The sequence below is a fragment of the Flavobacterium sp. genome (assembly GCF_035292545.1).
Taxonomy (GTDB): Bacteria; Bacteroidota; Bacteroidia; order Flavobacteriales; family Flavobacteriaceae; genus Flavobacterium.
Window position 1 is genome coordinate 18,853 of sequence record NZ_DATDPV010000032.1, and the last position, 16,037, is coordinate 34,889.

Annotated in this window: 14 protein-coding genes; 10 read left to right on the forward strand and 4 right to left on the reverse strand. The window is 33.8% G+C overall.

Going from position 1 to position 16,037, the window contains the following annotated elements:
- Nucleotides 1-9 precede the first annotated feature (9 nt).
- The 4 genes from mreC to rodA are packed head-to-tail and all read left to right on the forward strand — an operon-like array spanning nt 10 to nt 4,555.
- Nucleotides 10-834, forward strand: coding sequence for a rod shape-determining protein MreC (gene mreC, locus VI621_RS04865; RefSeq protein ID WP_324217257.1), 825 nt, complete (start codon nt 10-12; stop codon nt 832-834).
- Complete coding sequence (locus VI621_RS04870) at nt 827-1,333, forward strand: rod shape-determining protein MreD (RefSeq protein ID WP_324217258.1); 507 nt, start codon at nt 827-829, stop codon at nt 1,331-1,333. The genes mreC and VI621_RS04870 overlap by 8 nt, the downstream gene beginning before the upstream one ends.
- Entirely contained in the window at nt 1,330-3,243 is a 1,914-nt protein-coding gene (mrdA, locus tag VI621_RS04875; RefSeq protein WP_324217259.1) for a penicillin-binding protein 2, read from the forward strand. Before VI621_RS04870 ends, mrdA begins: the two co-directional genes overlap by 4 nt.
- A 49-nt stretch (nt 3,244-3,292) precedes the next feature.
- Nucleotides 3,293-4,555, forward strand: a complete 1,263-nt coding sequence (rodA, locus tag VI621_RS04880) for a rod shape-determining protein RodA (protein ID WP_324217260.1) — start codon at nt 3,293-3,295, stop codon at nt 4,553-4,555.
- A gap of 106 nt (nt 4,556-4,661) precedes the next feature.
- Here the strand turns inward: rodA and VI621_RS04885 are convergent, their stop codons facing one another.
- Entirely contained in the window at nt 4,662-5,525 is an 864-nt protein-coding gene (locus tag VI621_RS04885; RefSeq protein WP_324217261.1) for a DNA/RNA non-specific endonuclease, read from the reverse strand.
- Nucleotides 5,526-5,633: 108 nt separating this feature from the next.
- Between VI621_RS04885 and VI621_RS04890 the strand changes: the two genes are divergently transcribed.
- Nucleotides 5,634-6,185 (forward strand): hypothetical protein, encoded by a 552-nt coding sequence (locus VI621_RS04890; RefSeq protein WP_324217262.1) that lies wholly within the window; start codon nt 5,634-5,636, stop codon nt 6,183-6,185.
- Nucleotides 6,186-6,499: 314 nt separating this feature from the next.
- Here the strand turns inward: VI621_RS04890 and VI621_RS04895 are convergent, their stop codons facing one another.
- Complete coding sequence (locus VI621_RS04895) at nt 6,500-8,716, reverse strand: carboxy terminal-processing peptidase (protein WP_324217263.1); 2,217 nt, start codon at nt 8,714-8,716, stop codon at nt 6,500-6,502.
- A gap of 150 nt (nt 8,717-8,866) precedes the next feature.
- On the opposite strand from VI621_RS04895, the gene surE reads away from it, so the two are divergent.
- The 5 genes from surE to VI621_RS04920 are packed head-to-tail and all read left to right on the forward strand — an operon-like array spanning nt 8,867 to nt 13,711.
- Nucleotides 8,867-9,691, forward strand: a complete 825-nt coding sequence (gene surE / locus VI621_RS04900) for a 5'/3'-nucleotidase SurE (protein ID WP_324217264.1) — start codon at nt 8,867-8,869, stop codon at nt 9,689-9,691.
- Entirely contained in the window at nt 9,684-9,956 is a 273-nt protein-coding gene (locus VI621_RS04905) for a hypothetical protein (RefSeq protein ID WP_324217265.1), read from the forward strand. The genes surE and VI621_RS04905 overlap by 8 nt, the downstream gene beginning before the upstream one ends.
- Before the next feature lie 16 nt (nt 9,957-9,972).
- Nucleotides 9,973-11,085, forward strand: coding sequence for a lipid-A-disaccharide synthase (gene lpxB / locus VI621_RS04910; RefSeq protein WP_324217266.1), 1,113 nt, complete (start codon nt 9,973-9,975; stop codon nt 11,083-11,085).
- Nucleotides 11,086-11,121: 36 nt separating this feature from the next.
- A complete protein-coding gene (locus tag VI621_RS04915; protein ID WP_324217267.1) occupies nt 11,122-11,634 on the forward strand; it encodes a C40 family peptidase in 513 nt (170 codons plus the stop codon).
- Between the two features lie 40 nt (nt 11,635-11,674).
- The gene (locus VI621_RS04920) at nt 11,675-13,711 is read left to right on the forward strand and encodes a ComEC/Rec2 family competence protein (RefSeq protein ID WP_324217268.1); all 2,037 of its coding nucleotides are present in this window, start codon (nt 11,675-11,677) and stop codon (nt 13,709-13,711) included.
- Nucleotides 13,712-13,714: 3 nt separating this feature from the next.
- Here the strand turns inward: VI621_RS04920 and VI621_RS04925 are convergent, their stop codons facing one another.
- A complete protein-coding gene (locus VI621_RS04925; protein WP_324217269.1) occupies nt 13,715-14,176 on the reverse strand; it encodes a thioredoxin family protein in 462 nt (153 codons plus the stop codon).
- Between the two features lie 48 nt (nt 14,177-14,224).
- Complete coding sequence (locus tag VI621_RS04930) at nt 14,225-16,030, reverse strand: oligopeptide:H+ symporter (RefSeq protein ID WP_324217270.1); 1,806 nt, start codon at nt 16,028-16,030, stop codon at nt 14,225-14,227.
- Between the last annotated feature and the right edge of the window lie 7 nt (nt 16,031-16,037).

Genomic DNA, 16,037 nt, shown 5'->3' on the forward strand with positions numbered 1-16,037 from the left:
GCATAATTCATGCAGCAAATTTTTAATTTTATTTTTAAAAACAGTAATAAGTTACTGTTTTTGCTGCTTTTGGGTATTTCATTAATGCTTACTATTCAATCCCATTCCTTTCATCGCAGCAAGGTGATTAGCTCTGCTAATTTTTTAACTGGCGGTGTTTATGAAAGAATAAACAACGTTAGTGAATATTTGAATTTAAAAACTCAAAATGAAATATTAGCTAATGAAAATGCAAAATTAAAAAGCCTTTTATTCAATATTAAAGATTCGACTGTCATTCCCAAAATTGACAGCCTGAAAGGCGTTAGCAAGGTTAACATTATCGTTTCTAAAGTCATTCATAACTCTTATAACGTTTACGAAAATTATCTTACGATAAATAGTGGCGAAAAAGATGGTGTAAAACCAGACATGGGAGTCGTAAACAGCACTGGAATTGTTGGTATTGTTGATCGAACTTCAAAAAATTACGCTACCATAATCAGTGTTTTGAATAAACGATCTCAGATTAATGCGAAGATTAAAAAAACAAATCATTTTGGTTCTTTAATTTGGGATGGAAAAAGTACTGGATTTGTTCAGTTGATAGATGTCCCAAGATTGGCTTCGGTTAGAAAAGGAGATACCATCGTAACTGGTGGGCAATCGGTAATTTTTCCTGAAAACATAAACATTGGAACTATCGACAAAATTTATGTTGATAACGAAACCAATTATTACACTTTAAATGTCAGGCTTTTTAATGACATGACTAATTTAGGTCATGTTTATATTATTAAAAGTAAAGACCGCGAAGAAATTATTAATCTAGAGAAAGTGACAAAAGATGAATAGCGCTGTATTAATCAATATTGCCCGTTTTATATTGTTGCTTGCGGCTCAGATTGTTATTTTCAATAATATTGATTTTCTTGGCTACATAAATCCTTTTCCATATATCCTTTTTATTATACTTTTTCCTGTAAATGGAAACAAATCGGGGCTGTTATTAGCCAGTTTCTGTTTGGGAATTATAATGGATTTGTTTTCTAATTCAGGCGGCGTACATACCGCTTCTTGTTTGGTATTAGCATATTACAGACCGTATATATTTAAATTTTCATTCGGATTAAGTTATGAGTACCAAACCGTAAGACTGAATGATGTTTTGAATACGCAACGATTTTCGTTTATCTTAATTTCAGTTGTCATTCATCATTTGACGTTGTTTTTATTGGAAGTATTCCAATTGAATTTTCTTTGGGATATCTTGCTTAGAACATTATTGAGTACTATTTTTACAATAATAGTCTGCATCGTCTTAATTTATATTTTTAAGCCAAACCGAAGATGAGAAAATTACTGCTTCCTTCATTAATTATCATTGCAAGTATTTTGCTTTTGATAAGGCTTTTTTATCTACAGGTAATCAATGATTCTTTTAAATTAAAATCAGAGAATAACGCCATCAAAATTCAATATGATTATCCTGAGAGAGGTTATATTTATGACCGTAGCGGAAAGCTTTTAGTGGCAAATCAGCCATCGTATGATATTATGGTTATTCCTCGTGAAATAAAAAACATCGACACTTTAGAATTTTGTAAGTTATTGAATATCACGAAAGAGGATTTCATAAAAACAATGATTAAAGCCACTATTTACAGTCCAAGATTACCTTCGGTTTTTTTACCGCAGTTAAATAAAATGGAATACGCAGCTTTTCAGGAAAAAATACGAAAATTTGAAGGTTTTTATATTCAAAAACGTTCTCTTCGTGATTATCAGGTCAACTTCGGAGCCAATATTTTTGGTTTTATCACCCAAGTAAATGAGAAATTAGTAGCGAAAAATCCTTACTACAATAGTGGCGATTTAATAGGAAGACAAGGGGTAGAAGAAAGTTATGAAGATTTTTTACGCGGAATAAAAGGGGTAAAATATATCCAAAAAGACAAATACAATCGGGAAATTGGTTCCTATAAAAATGGAAAATTCGACACCATTGCTGTACAAGGCGAAGACATTAATCTTACCATAGATTTAGAACTTCAAAAGTATGGCGAAGAATTAATGATTAATAAAAGAGGCGGAATTGTTGCCATTGAACCAAGTACCGGTGAAATATTAGCACTCGTTACCGCTCCTTCTTATGATCCGGCCATATTAGTGGGAAGACAACGCTCTAAGAATTATACAAAACTTTATAACGATTCCGTTTCCAAACCACTTTACGACAGAGGTTTATTAGCGGAATATCCGCCAGGTTCACCATTTAAAATTCTAACCGGACTTATTGCCCTTCAGGAAGGTGTTGTGGATGAGCAAACTCCTTTCTATTGCCGTAATGGATTTAGTTATGCAAGAGGCCGATTCATGAAATGTCACTGTCCAGGTGGAGCAGTTCAGCTACACAATGGAATTTATAATTCCTGTAACACCTATTTTGCGAGTGTTTATATGAAAACCATAAACAAGTATGCAAAACCTGCTGAAGGAGTTGATGTTTGGAGTAACCATTTAAAAAGTTTTGGGTTAGGTCAATTTATGGGTTACGATTTGCCTACCGGAAGAAAAGGAAATGCACCTTCCTCCAAAACCTATAAAAAAATATATCCTAATGGCGGCTGGCGAAGTACCGCAATCGTATCGAATGCTATTGGCCAGGGAGAAGTTTTGATGACTCCAATTCAATTAGCCAATATGATGGCAGCAGTAGCCAATCGCGGCTATTATTATACGCCTCACATCATTAAGAAAATTGAAGGCGAAACAATCGATAAAAAATTCACCACCAAACATGTGACCACTATTGACAAAAAACATTTTGAACCTGTGGTTAATGGCTTGTTTGATGTTTATAATTTAGGAACCGCAAGTGCTTTACGAGTAGAAGGCATCGATATTTGTGGGAAAACCGGAACGGCCGAGAATTACACTAAAATAAATGGAAAAAGAGTAAAACTTCAGGATCACTCTATATTTGTTGCCTTTGCGCCGAAAGACAACCCGAAAATTGCAATCGTAGTATTTGTAGAAAACGGTTATTGGGGATCGCGTTGGGCCGGACCAATAACAAGTTTGATGATTGAAAAATATTTGAAAAAGAAAATTACAAGAGTTGACTTAGAAAAAAGAATGCTAGAAGGAAGTCTGCAAAGTGAATACCAAAAATACACCAAGAGAAGTATCGATTCTTTATTAAAAATTAAACCTGTAATCAAATTCCAAGATACCACTTCTGAAGAAAAAGCCGAAGATTAAATCAGCTAAAAATTCAGTAACCAATAATTTTAAAGCAATCCCATTACAAATGAAGAACCAAAGTGTATCGAGCAACTTAGATTGGATAAGCGTATTTATCTATATCATTCTAGTGGTATTGGGTTGGCTTAACATCTATTCTTCCTCTTTATCTTCTACCGTAGAAGACGCTTCTCTTTTTGATTTCAGTCAAACTTACGGAAAGCAGATGATGTTCATTTTCTTTACAATTCCTTTAATCTTCATTGTACTTGCGGTTGACGGGAAGTTTTATGAGAAATATTCGAGTATCATATTCGGAGTGGCTTTGCTCCTTTTAGTCGGATTATTCTTTTTCGGAAAAACCATTGCCGGACAGCGCTGTTGGTATGCTATCGGGGGATTTACTTTACAACCCTCTGAATTCGCAAAAGCGGCAACAGCTTTGGCTTTAGCCAAATATCTAAGTGATGTTCAGGTAAATCTAAAAGATGTAAACAAACAAATCCAGGCCTTACTGATTATATTTTTGCCAGTTATACTCATTCTGCCACAACCCGATCCCGGAAGTGCTTTAATTTACACCATTTTTATTATTGTTTTATACCGCGAAGGATTGCCTGCCTGGTATATTTGGAGTGGTTTTATCGCTATCTTTCTATTCGTTTTGACTTTAGTGATAGAGCCGCAATACGTAATATTGATATCCTTTATAGTCATTGCGCTAATCTATCTAAAAAGTCGAAAAATCAATAGAAATATTATTGCAAGCGGAATAATATTAGTTTTAATCTCGGGATTCGTATTTTCCGTGGATTATGTTTTCGACAATGTTTTCAAACAACACCACAGAGACCGTTTCAATATCCTCTTAGGAAAAGAAGTCGATCTGAAAGGCATCGGATACAACACCAATCAATCTGAAATCGCTATAGGTTCCGGAGGCTGGCTTGGAAAAGGATTCCTTGAAGGAACCCAAACAAAAGGCGGATTCGTACCGGAACAACACACCGATTATATCTTTACAACTGTTGGGGAAGAATGGGGCTTTTTAGGTTCGTTCGCAGTAATTGCTTTATTTGTCGGTTTGATTTTGAGAGTGATTTATCTTTCCGAAAGGCAAAAAACCAAGTTCAGCCGAGTCTATGGCTATTGTGTAGCAGGCGTCTTATTCATTCACTTTTTTGTAAATGTTTCGATGGTTTTAGGAATTTTTCCAACTATTGGAGTGCCGCTGCCGTTCTTTTCCTATGGCGGTTCAGGGCTTTGGGGATTCACGATTTTGCTTTTTATATTCCTGAAAATGGATGCTAATAAAGTAAATGAGTGGTAATTTTGGAGCTGTTTCCAGCTTTACGTTTCAATCTTTTCCTTAAAAAAGGAAAAGGACTTCCACTTCAATCTGGGCTAAACCACCACTGAAATTCTGGCAATCCGAATTAAAAACTCCAATCTTTATAATTGCTGGTTTTCTCTAATTGATTTTCAACATTGTCGTCCAGTTTAGGAAAAAAGTCGATTCCGGTTCTTTTCTCCACTTCATCCACAGAAACCACAAATTCATATAAGGGTTTTTCACTTTCCTGATGCGGAACAAGAAAAGCAATCATCTTATATTCACCATTAGACTTGTCCAATAAAATTTTATAAAAATACTTTGGAACAGCGACCTGCTCTTTACCTATTGTTTTCAGATCACCCTTCAAAACTCCACCGGTCACTACATAAACACCATCATATTTTGCAGCCCAATAACGTGTTTTTTGCTCTAATCTGTTCCAGACTCCATCATTAAAAGCATGTAATTGCGGAGAAATATTAGAAGTGTAAAAAGTATCATCAAAAGCCTTTTTCGAAAATTTCATATCAGCAGCGGCACAAAGATGCCCTTTATCATACCCTGATTTTTTATAATTTCTCCAATCAGCTGACTGTGTTTTTACTTTCGGGTCTACTATAAAAAAAGGTCTTTTGAAATTATTACTGGTGTAGCTCTTTTTCAATTCATAGGCAACCCATTCCGCTTGTTCGTGTTTTTCAACATACGAAAGAATATAATTCTCATGGACTACAATTTGCTTTGTGGTAGAAGTCGGCAAAAAATAAATAACAAAATTTTCATTTGAAATAGTAGAATTAGTCGAATCACTTAAAGAATGATCATCTTGGTTAATCACATTTAAAACTTCATTTTCCCTTGAAAAACTATCACTTAAATTTTCAATACTCGCTTTTCTGCAATGAATCGCAAGAACCAAAAAAAGCAATAAAGTGAGTGCCAATAATGGCTTTCTATAATTCATATTTGTTTTAATATAAAAATAATAATGATTTTAGGTATGATAATTGCTAAATTTGTAAAGATATAAAACAACGATATATCAGGTTGTAATAACCTTAAATAAAAAAACATGAAAATAAAACTAATTCTTACCGCTGTTTTACTTGCCAGTTTCCAAACTTTTTTTGCACAGGAGATAGGAACTGAAGCAGCTATTGAAACAACTTTAGCAACGGATTCAATTAAATCAGCAAATTCGGCTCTTTATTTAGAGAACCAAAAAATGGAGGCTCAAGCTCGAGTAGAAGCCGAAAAATCATTAAAAGACAAGCTGAAATCTGAAAAACAAGCGCTTAAAGAAGCGGAGAAAAGAGAGAAAGATCAAAAAAATCTGGAAAAAGACCAAAAAAGATTAGAAAAAGAAAAGAGAAAGTTTGAAAAACAACAAAATAAAATTGAATCTCGCGAAAAATCTTTAAGAAAAACCAAAAACAAACTGGAAAAAACACAAAAAGATTTGTCGAAAAATACGGCAAAGTTTGAAAGAAAAAAATCTAAAGGAAAACTTTCAGCCATTCAAATAGAAAAAGAAAATATCAAAATCAGCAAGCTTCAAATTAAAATAAAAAGGCTCGAACAAGATGTTGAACAAGATGCAAAGAGATTAAACAGAGCCAGATAATTACAAACCACCTTCGGGTGGTTTTTTTTTGACTATATTTCTCCATATCTAATGCACTATATAATCTGTTTAAATCATCATAAACCCAAAATCAATACAAAAGCGCTAAGCCTGTTATGCTTTTCAAATATGACTTGTCCAGAATAACAAAACTTCATGATTTTGTAAATACTTTCAGTTTATCAGCATAGGCTAAAACAGCTAACAAATCAAAATAATGATAACCCAAAAACTGAAAACGCTCCAGAAACTCTTTTGAATTTCTGAAGCGCTATCAGTAATGAGTAAAATACTCCTTAATATTATTTAGCCAATTAGGATTTAACTAATTTCTCTTTTTTCTTTAAATTAATAGTCCCTTTTACTGCCACTTTTGATTGCAAATCATCAAGTACATTTATTGCTTCTTCCACATAAATATCTTTAGATAAGCTTTCGTGCCATCTCTCTCTTTTTTCTTTTAAAGTAACGTCGGTTTTCATAGCATTGCTTTCGTATGGCAATGAAGTAAACTTTAACTGATTCTGATAATCAACAATCGACTTGTACTTTTTAGCCGTTTCTTCAAGTGCATTTTGCTCCGCTAGAAACTTATCTAATTTCAAGCTATACACATTCACTTCGCTTCTCTGGTTTATCCATTTTGCATTTTCATCAATCAATTGAAATTGCTTGTTTTGAGTCATTCTTTTATTGCTATTGGCAATGGCTAAGTCAAAATTATTTTGCTTTTTCCAAGTTGCATATTCCGCAGCATCAATTTTGTCCCATGGCATGGCATTATCAATATCACGCTCTCCCATTTTTACATAAGAATATCGATCCGGCATAGCCACATCACTTCTCACGCCTTCCAATTGAGTCGAACCACCATTAATTCTATAAAACTTTTGGGTTGTTGTTTTCAAAGCACCAAGATCTCCCATACTGCTGCTACGAACAAATTGATTCAAATCAATCACGTTTTGAACTGTTCCTTTACCGTAAGTTTGTTTGCTACCAATAATAATCCCTCTTTTATAGTCCTGAATAGCTGCAGCCAAAATCTCTGAAGCTGAAGCTGAAAAACTATTTACCATTATAACTAAAGGGCCATCCCATTGTACTTTTTTATCTCTATCGTACAAAACTTCTTTTTTACCTGCTGCCGATTTTATTTGCACAATTGGTCCTTGTTCAATAAATAAACCTGCAATATCAACAACTGTTTTCAAAGATCCACCACCATCATCACGAACATCGAGAATAATTCCTTTTACGCCTTCATTTTTTAAGCGTTCAACTTCAATCGCCATATCTTTTCCTGCATCTCTGCTGTCAGTGTTTTCAAAATTGATATAGAATTTAGGCAAATAAATAACGCCATATTTCAATCCGTTTTTCTCAACAATACTGGATTTTAAATAAGTTTCTTCGATTTCAATTTCATCTCTAATGATGCTAATTACTTTAATCGTACCATCGGCTTTTTTAACGGTAAGTCTAACTTCTGTGCCTTTTGGACCTTTAATTTTCTTTACCACATCATCTAAACGCATACCAATAACATCAACTGCTTCTTTATTACCTTGTGCAACTTTTAAGACGATATCACCAGGTTCCAATTCTTTGCCTCTCCAAGCTGGTCCTCCTGAAATCAATTCAGTAATCTCAGTGAAATCATTTTTCTTTTGCAGTCTGGCGCCAATTCCTTCTAATTTTCCGGACATACTAACATCGAAACGCTCTTTTTCTTCCGGAGCAAAATAAGAAGTATGCGGGTCAAATCTCGACGCAATCGAGTTAATATATACTGAAAACCAGTCATCTCTATTCAAATCGTCAATAAATCCAAAATATTCATCCAATGATTTCAATGAACTTTCTCTGGTTTCTTTTTCTAATTCTTCGAAAGTTTTTGGGTCGCTTTTCTCACTTTTAGCGGAATCAAAAGCCGTTTCCTCTTTTGAAGTTTTATTAATTATGCCTTTCTTTTTATCTTCCTCATATTTTAGTTTATCGGTTAGTGAAGAAAGTGTGGATAATTTAATTTGTTTTCTCCATCTTTCATGTAACTCGGCAACTGTAGTAGAATAGGGTAACTTCTCATAATCGGTATTAAAATCTTCTTCCACCTTGTAATCAAAAGGTTTTTCCAGAATTATTTTATAATAAGCTTTACTTTCCGTAATTCTTTTCATTAATCGGTTGTAAGTCAAATCAAAAAAAGACAAATCTTTATTTTTGATTTGGTCATCCAATTGTGTTTCGAATTTTGAAAATTCATCAATATCAGATTGCAAAAAGAATCTTTTAGATGGATCTAAAGCTTCCATATAATCCTTATAAATTCCTTTTGAAAATTTATCATCAATCGCGGCTGGATCATAATGTCCTCGTTCTACAACGAAAGTCAATAATTCCAGTAATAATTTGTCTTTTTCAGGATCATTTTTCTCTCTTGGAATAAAACTCCAAAAGGCTACCGATAGGGCAACAATGACCAATAATACTTTATAATTCCTTTTCATAAAATTCAATATTGCATTCATTAATTTTTAATCTAAATTACAGAAAAAATTATGCCAAGATTTAATAGCTTGCCTAATTTTTTGTTAAAGATACAAAAATAGCGTCTTCCTTGTAAAATTGATTATTTTTGCAGCTCAAAATTTTTGTTTTAATTTTAAAAAAAATGGCTATTGAAAACTAATGTAATTAGTCCTGACAGTACTGAAGAATCTTCTGGAAATACAACAAAGCCTTTAATATTGGTTACCAACGATGACGGTATCCTGGCTCCGGGAATCCGTGCCTTGATTTCAGTTATGGCAGAAATTGGCAATGTTGTTGTCGTTGCTCCTGATAAACCGCAGAGCGCCATGGGTCACGCCATTACAATAAACGACACTTTATATATTAATAAAATTTCTGTTGAAAATGCAGCAATTTCAGAATACAGTTGTTCAGGAACTCCAGTTGACTGCGTAAAATTAGCTGTAAATGAAATCCTGCATAAAAAACCCGATTTATGTGTTTCTGGTGTAAATCACGGCTCTAATTCTTCTATAAACGTAATTTATTCAGGAACTATGAGTGCCGCAGTCGAAGCCGGAATCGAAGGAATTCCTGCCATAGGGTTTTCACTATGTGATTCTGATTGGAATGCTGATTTTGAAACAATTAAATCTTTTATCAGAATCATTACCTTGCAAGTGCTTGAAAATGGATTGTCGGAAGGGGTTGTTCTGAATGTGAATTTTCCTAAATTGAAAGAGAAAGAAATCAAAGGAATAAAAATTTGTCGTCAGGCAAAAGCAATGTGGATGGAGAAATTCGACAAACGAAAAACACCACAAGGCAAAGATTATTATTGGCTGACCGGCGAATTTGTCAATCAGGACAAAGGAGAAGACACTGACGAATGGGCATTGGAACACGGGTACATTTCGGTGGTTCCGGTTCAGTTCGATTTAACAGCACATCACACTATACAACACCTTAATACCTGGAATTTAAATGAATAAAATCGATTTATTGTACGGATTTATAATTGGCATTGTCGCTTCAGTTATCGGGAGTTATATTTTCATTGAAGTGTTCACCGAATATACTTTTTGGGACGGAATTCAGGTCATGAAAGCAAAAGGTAATTTGGGAAAAATCATTACCCTTGGTGCGATTTTAAACTTGATAATCTTCTTTGGTTTATTAAAAATCAATAAAGAATTAATGGCTCGGGGAGTAATTTTAGCCATGATTATTTTGACCATTATTACTTTATTTGTGTAATTTTTGAATTAAAAAAATGAAATACTACATCATAGCAGGCGAAGCTTCAGGCGATTTACATGGTTCGAATTTAATGAAAGCATTGTATAAAGAAGATCCTAACGCAGATATCCGGTTTTGGGGTGGCGACTTGATGCAAAATGTTGGCGGAATTCTGGTGAAACATTACAAGGAATTGGCTTTTATGGGATTTATCGAAGTTATTTTTAATTTGAAAACAATTTTGAATAACATTAAAATATGTAAAAAAGACATACTTGCTTTTCAACCTGATGTGATTATTTTTATTGATTATCCAGGTTTTAATATGCGAATTGCCAAATGGGCAAAAGAACTCGGCATAAAAACACACTATTATATTTCACCTCAAATTTGGGCTTGGAAAGAAAATCGCATAACTGATATCAAACGCGATATCGACAAAATGTATGTGATTTTGCCTTTTGAAAAAGAGTTTTATGAAAAGAAACATAATTTTCCTGTGGAATTTGTTGGTCATCCATTAATTGATGCGATTCAGAACCGAATGAACATTAATGAGTCCACTTTTCGAAAAGAAAATAATCTGGACGAAAAACCAATTATCGCCATTCTTCCGGGAAGCCGAAAACAGGAAATCACCAAAATGCTTTCGGTGATGTTAAGCGTTGTGACTGATTTTCCTGATTATCAATTTGTGATTGCTGGTGCTCCGAGTCAGGAGTTTTCGTTTTATGCCCAATTTTTGAAAAACAAAAACGTGCATTTTATCTCAAATAAAACCTATGATTTATTGAGCATTTCTTATGCTGCTTTAGTCACTTCCGGAACGGCAACACTCGAAACCGCTTTATTTAAAGTTCCAGAAGTGGTTTGCTATAAAGGAAGTTGGGTTTCTTATCAAATTGCGAAACGAATTGTCACTTTGAAATACATTTCTTTGGTCAATTTAATTATGGACAAAGAAGTAGTGACCGAATTGATTCAGGACGATTGTAATTCGAAAAATATTAAAATCGAGTTGCAAAAATTATTGGATCCTTCTCATAGAAATCAGGTTTTAGAACAATATGAAATTTTAGAAACCAAATTAGGCGGTAGCGGAGCAAGTGAAAAAACGGCGAAATTAATTATACGAAACATCTCTTAATTTCGTTTTAATTTTAAATTCTCTAAAACATTTCTTTTGAAACACCTCTTTTACTTGCTTATTGTCCTGACTTTTTTTTCCAGTTGTAAGTCAACTTCAGGTATCGTAACTTCAAAAACGGAAACCAAAAAAAGTGGTCATTATAAAGTTTCGAAAAGTACAAAAAGTCATCTTATAGAACAATTGATTAACTCCGCTTCAGATAATCTTGGTGTAAACTATCGCAGTGGCGGAACGACAAAAAAAGGCTTTGATTGCTCCGGATTGATGTATGCAACTTTCAAACAATTTGACATTACATTACCACGATCTTCAAGTGAAATGGCAAAAGTGGGTAAAAAAATCAATCCTGACAAAATCCAAAAAGGCGATTTAATTTTCTTCAAAACCAATGGAAGAAGTGTCATTAACCACGTTGGAATGGTTATAGAAGTTTTATCAGATGAAATAAAATTTATTCATTCATCGACTTCGAAAGGTGTGGTCATTTCTTCGACCAAGCAAGGTTACTATGCTAAAAGTTTTGTTCAAGCCAATAGAATTTTATAATAACATGTAATATCCTGTTAAAATTTAGTACTTTAGAGCAATGAAAGTACTTGAATTTCCCTTAACGAGAATTACTATTTGGTTTGTTTTAGGCATTTTGTTTTCATTTTATATAAATCCTAATCCTAAATTAGCGCTTGCGATACTATTTACTTCATTTTCAGGATTTTGTCTGACCTATTTTTTTTCAAAAAAAGATTTTAAACAAAAAATTCATTTTGGACTTACATCCTATTTCTTATCTTTTTGCATTGGAATAACCACACATGTAGTTCATACTGATTCTTATCAGGAAAGCAATTATACGCACCAGATTTCTAATGTTGAAAAAGAACATCTAATCGAAATTGTTTTACGGGAAAAGCTGAAAAGCACTGCTTTCAATGACCGCTATATTGCAATTGTCAAACGATTGGATGACAAAGCAAGCACTGGCAAAATATTGGTTAATTTTCATAAAAATAAAGGAAATGAAAAGTTATTTATTGGTTCCAATTTACAAATCAAAGGCGCCATTTTCAAACATAAAAAACCCAACAATCCGGACCAGTTTGATTATGGAAAATACTTAACGAATAAATCTATATTGGCTCAAACATATGCTGAAATTTACGAGACAAAAATCAGCCCGAAAATTGACAAAAACATTTGGTATTATTCAGATTTTATTCGAAATAAAATCATCACCAATCTTAAAAAAAGTAATTTCAGCAAGGAGGGATTACCTGTTGTTGCGGCATTAATTTTAGGCCAGCAACAAGATATTTCTCCGGAGGTTTTAAGGGATTATCAATTTGCTGGAGCCATTCACATTTTATCTGTTTCAGGATTGCATGTCGGTTTTATATTGCTGTTTATTACTTTTTTACTCAAACCTTTACCAAAGAATGAACTTGGCAATGGAATACGGTTAGTTACTATTATAATTTCTCTTTGGAGTTTTGCCGTGATTGCGGGACTTTCACCATCCGTTGTACGTTCAGTCACTATGTTTTCGTTTGTTGCTGTTGGCATGCATTTAAAAAGAAGTACCAATATTTTCCATACTTTATTAGTTTCGATTTTGCTGATTTTGCTATTTCAACCTTCCTTTTTGTTTGATGTTGGTTTTCAATTGAGTTATATCGCTTTGTTTTTTATCCTTTGGTTACAACCTTTATTATCCAATCTTTGGCATCCAAAAAACAAAATCACAAAATACTTTTGGGACATTTTGACCGTTTCCTTTGCAGCTCAAATCGGAGCTTTCCCGTTAAGTATTTATTATTTTCATCAATTTCCGGGTTTGTTTTTTGTCACCAATTTAGTCATCATCCCATTTCTGAGTGTGATTATGGCTTTGGGTATTTTAGTAATGGTTTTAGCAGTACTCGATTATGTGCCGGAAATTCCGCTAAAACTAATGGACTGGAGTATCTATATTTTAAACAAAATGATCAATTGGGTTGCCTCGCTTGAACAATTTATCATTCAGGACATTCCTTTCAATTGGCCCATGTTATTAAGTTTGTACACTTTGCTATTCGCGGTAATTATTTGGTTTAAAAATCCGAATTTCAATAAAATGGCTTTAACATTAGTAGCCTTAATTATTTTCCAAATATCATATTTTGGAACACGCTGGGACAATCAAAACCAAGAAGAGTGGATTGTCTTTAATGTAAAGAAAAACACGCTGATTACAGACCGAAACGGTGAAAACATCACAACTTTTTGCAATGACAGCATTAAGAAAAAATTAGCTGAAAACCTGACGTTAAAATCTTACTTGGTTGCCAATTTCAGTAAAATAAAGAACCGCAAAAAAACACAAAACACGGCTTTATTCAAAAACAAGAGAATCCTAATTCTGGACAGTTTGGGTATTTATCCAAACGATATCAAACCGGATATTTTGGTTATCACACAATCTCCAAAAATAAATTTAGAACGATTATTTCAAACTTTCAAGCCAAAAATGGTTGTTGTTGATGCATCCAATTACAAAACCTATGTAGCCTGTTGGAAAGCAACATGCACAAAAGAGAAAATCCCTTTTCACGCTACCGGTGAAAAGGGATTTTACAGATTGAATTAAAAATTATTTATTCTTAAGAATACTATTTGCAACATTAAGCCATGCTGTTGGTCCACCTGCTACATAACCGGTGCTTCCCAGTTTTTCAAAATTAGTTTTGCCATCTTTCGTAGCCGCATTAACCAACCAAACAGTTGGATAACCTCTAACTTCGAATAATTGTACTAACTCATTATTTTGTTTTTGTAATTCAGGAGTCAATGGTGTTCTTCTCGGAAAATCTAATTCTACAAGAACCACATTGTCTTTTGCCCAAGCTGCAAATTCCGGTGTTTTCAACACTTCTTTTTGCAAACGTATGCACCAGCCACACCAATCACTGCCTGTGAAAAACAACAGTAATGGTTTTTTGGTTTTCTTAGAAATTTCCAAAGCTTTAGTCACATCAGTTTGCCAAACCAATTCTTGTGCTTCCACTGCGAAAGAGCCAAGTACAATCAATAATGTTATAAATATCTTCTTCATAAGTTATTATTTTTTAAATTATTCTTTTTCAAAAATGATGCCGAAAATTTATCTAACCCCATGCATTAATTTCTTAATTACTGGTCCCATTAAAATAGAGAATATTGCAACCAAAATTGAAATTGTTGTTAAAATCCAAAAGAAATAACTCAATCCGTGCTCGTTTGCTATTTTATCAATGTTTTCACCAAACATACCGGCACCTTTCATACCAATTGCTACAGCTAAATACCAAACACCAAACATAAAGGCAATCATTCTGGCCGGAACTAATTTACTTACGTAAGATAATCCAACCGGAGAGATACACAATTCAGCCATTGTATGGAAAAGATAAACTAATATTAACCAAATCATGCTTACTGAAGCTGTTTTTGCACCTGCTTCGATTCCACTGGCACCAAAAGCAACACAAGCCATTCCAAGAGCAAGTAATCCCATTCCGATTCCGTATTTTAAATTGGCAGAAGGATTGTATTTACTTTCCCACCATTTAGAAAATAATGGAGCCAATGAAATTATAAACAATGAATTCAAAGTTGAGAACCAAGTCGCAGGAACTTCTGTTAATGCAGTTGTAACTTTATCGATTTTTAATAAGGCCAAAGTTTCATCAGATAATGTCAAATATCCAGCGGTGTAATAATCTTTGGCTAGCATCCAAATTGCAATAGTCCAGATAATAACAAAACTGAAACTTAAAATAATATTTGCTATTGCATAATCCTTGAACGTTTGTTTAAACATTAATGTCAATACCCAAGTGATAATAACCAAAGGCAAAATAGTAATCATAGAATTAATCACTAAAAACACTACGCTCCAGTTTCCTTCCAGCACCCTGTCAGTATAATCGCTCGCAAAAATGGTTAAACTGTTTGGTGATTGCTCAAAAATGGCCCAAAAGAAAATAGTTAAAAAAGCAAAGAAGGTAACCGCAATTAATTTTTCTCTTGTAATTTGGGAATATTGTGTGAAACGATACACCAGCAAAATAATAAATAATACCAAAGCTGTAACTATCGCAATAGAATTTCCGTTTTCACCCAGAAAACCAAAAACATTTATCTTCCCTCCGGATATTTTTGATGCGGGATCATTTAAAATCCATAACAATCCTAAAGTTGCAGACAAAGCAATCATTCCAAGTTGCCAAGGGGTAAAAGGATTCCTTTTATCGGTATCCAAAGCTTCTGCTTTGGCTTTGCTTTCTTTACTTGGTTTTAAACCAATGTCTCCAAAGATATTTTTAGACAACCAAAACTGTAACATTCCGAAGAACATAAAAATCCCGGCTAAACCAAAACCATAACTCCACCCAACTTTTTCTCCTAAATAGCCACAAAGTAAAATTCCGAAGAATGCCCCTGCATTTACTCCCATATAGAATAAAGTATATGCTCCGTCTTTTTTCTCTGGACGGTCTTTGTACATTTCTGAAATTATGGAAGTCATATTTGGCTTGAAAAATCCATTTCCAAAAACCAATAAAACCAATCCCAAATAAATAGAAAACTCGGTTTCAACAGCCATAGAAGCATGTCCAAGTGTCATCAAGACAGCACCAACAACAACGGCCCATCGGAAGCCAATAACTTTATCTGCAAAATACCCCCCTAACATGGTTGATAAATAAACCAATCCCACATAAGAACCGAATAAAGCTGATGCGTTTTCACGAGTCCATTCCCAACCGCCGTCTACAAAAGATGCCGTTAAAAATAATATTAATAAAGACCGCATTCCGTAGAATGAAAATCGTTCCCACATTTCTGTGAAAAACAAAACGAATAATCCCGCTGGATGTCCTAAAACGGTATTTTTAAAAAATTGGTCTGTTGTATTTTGACTCATATGAATT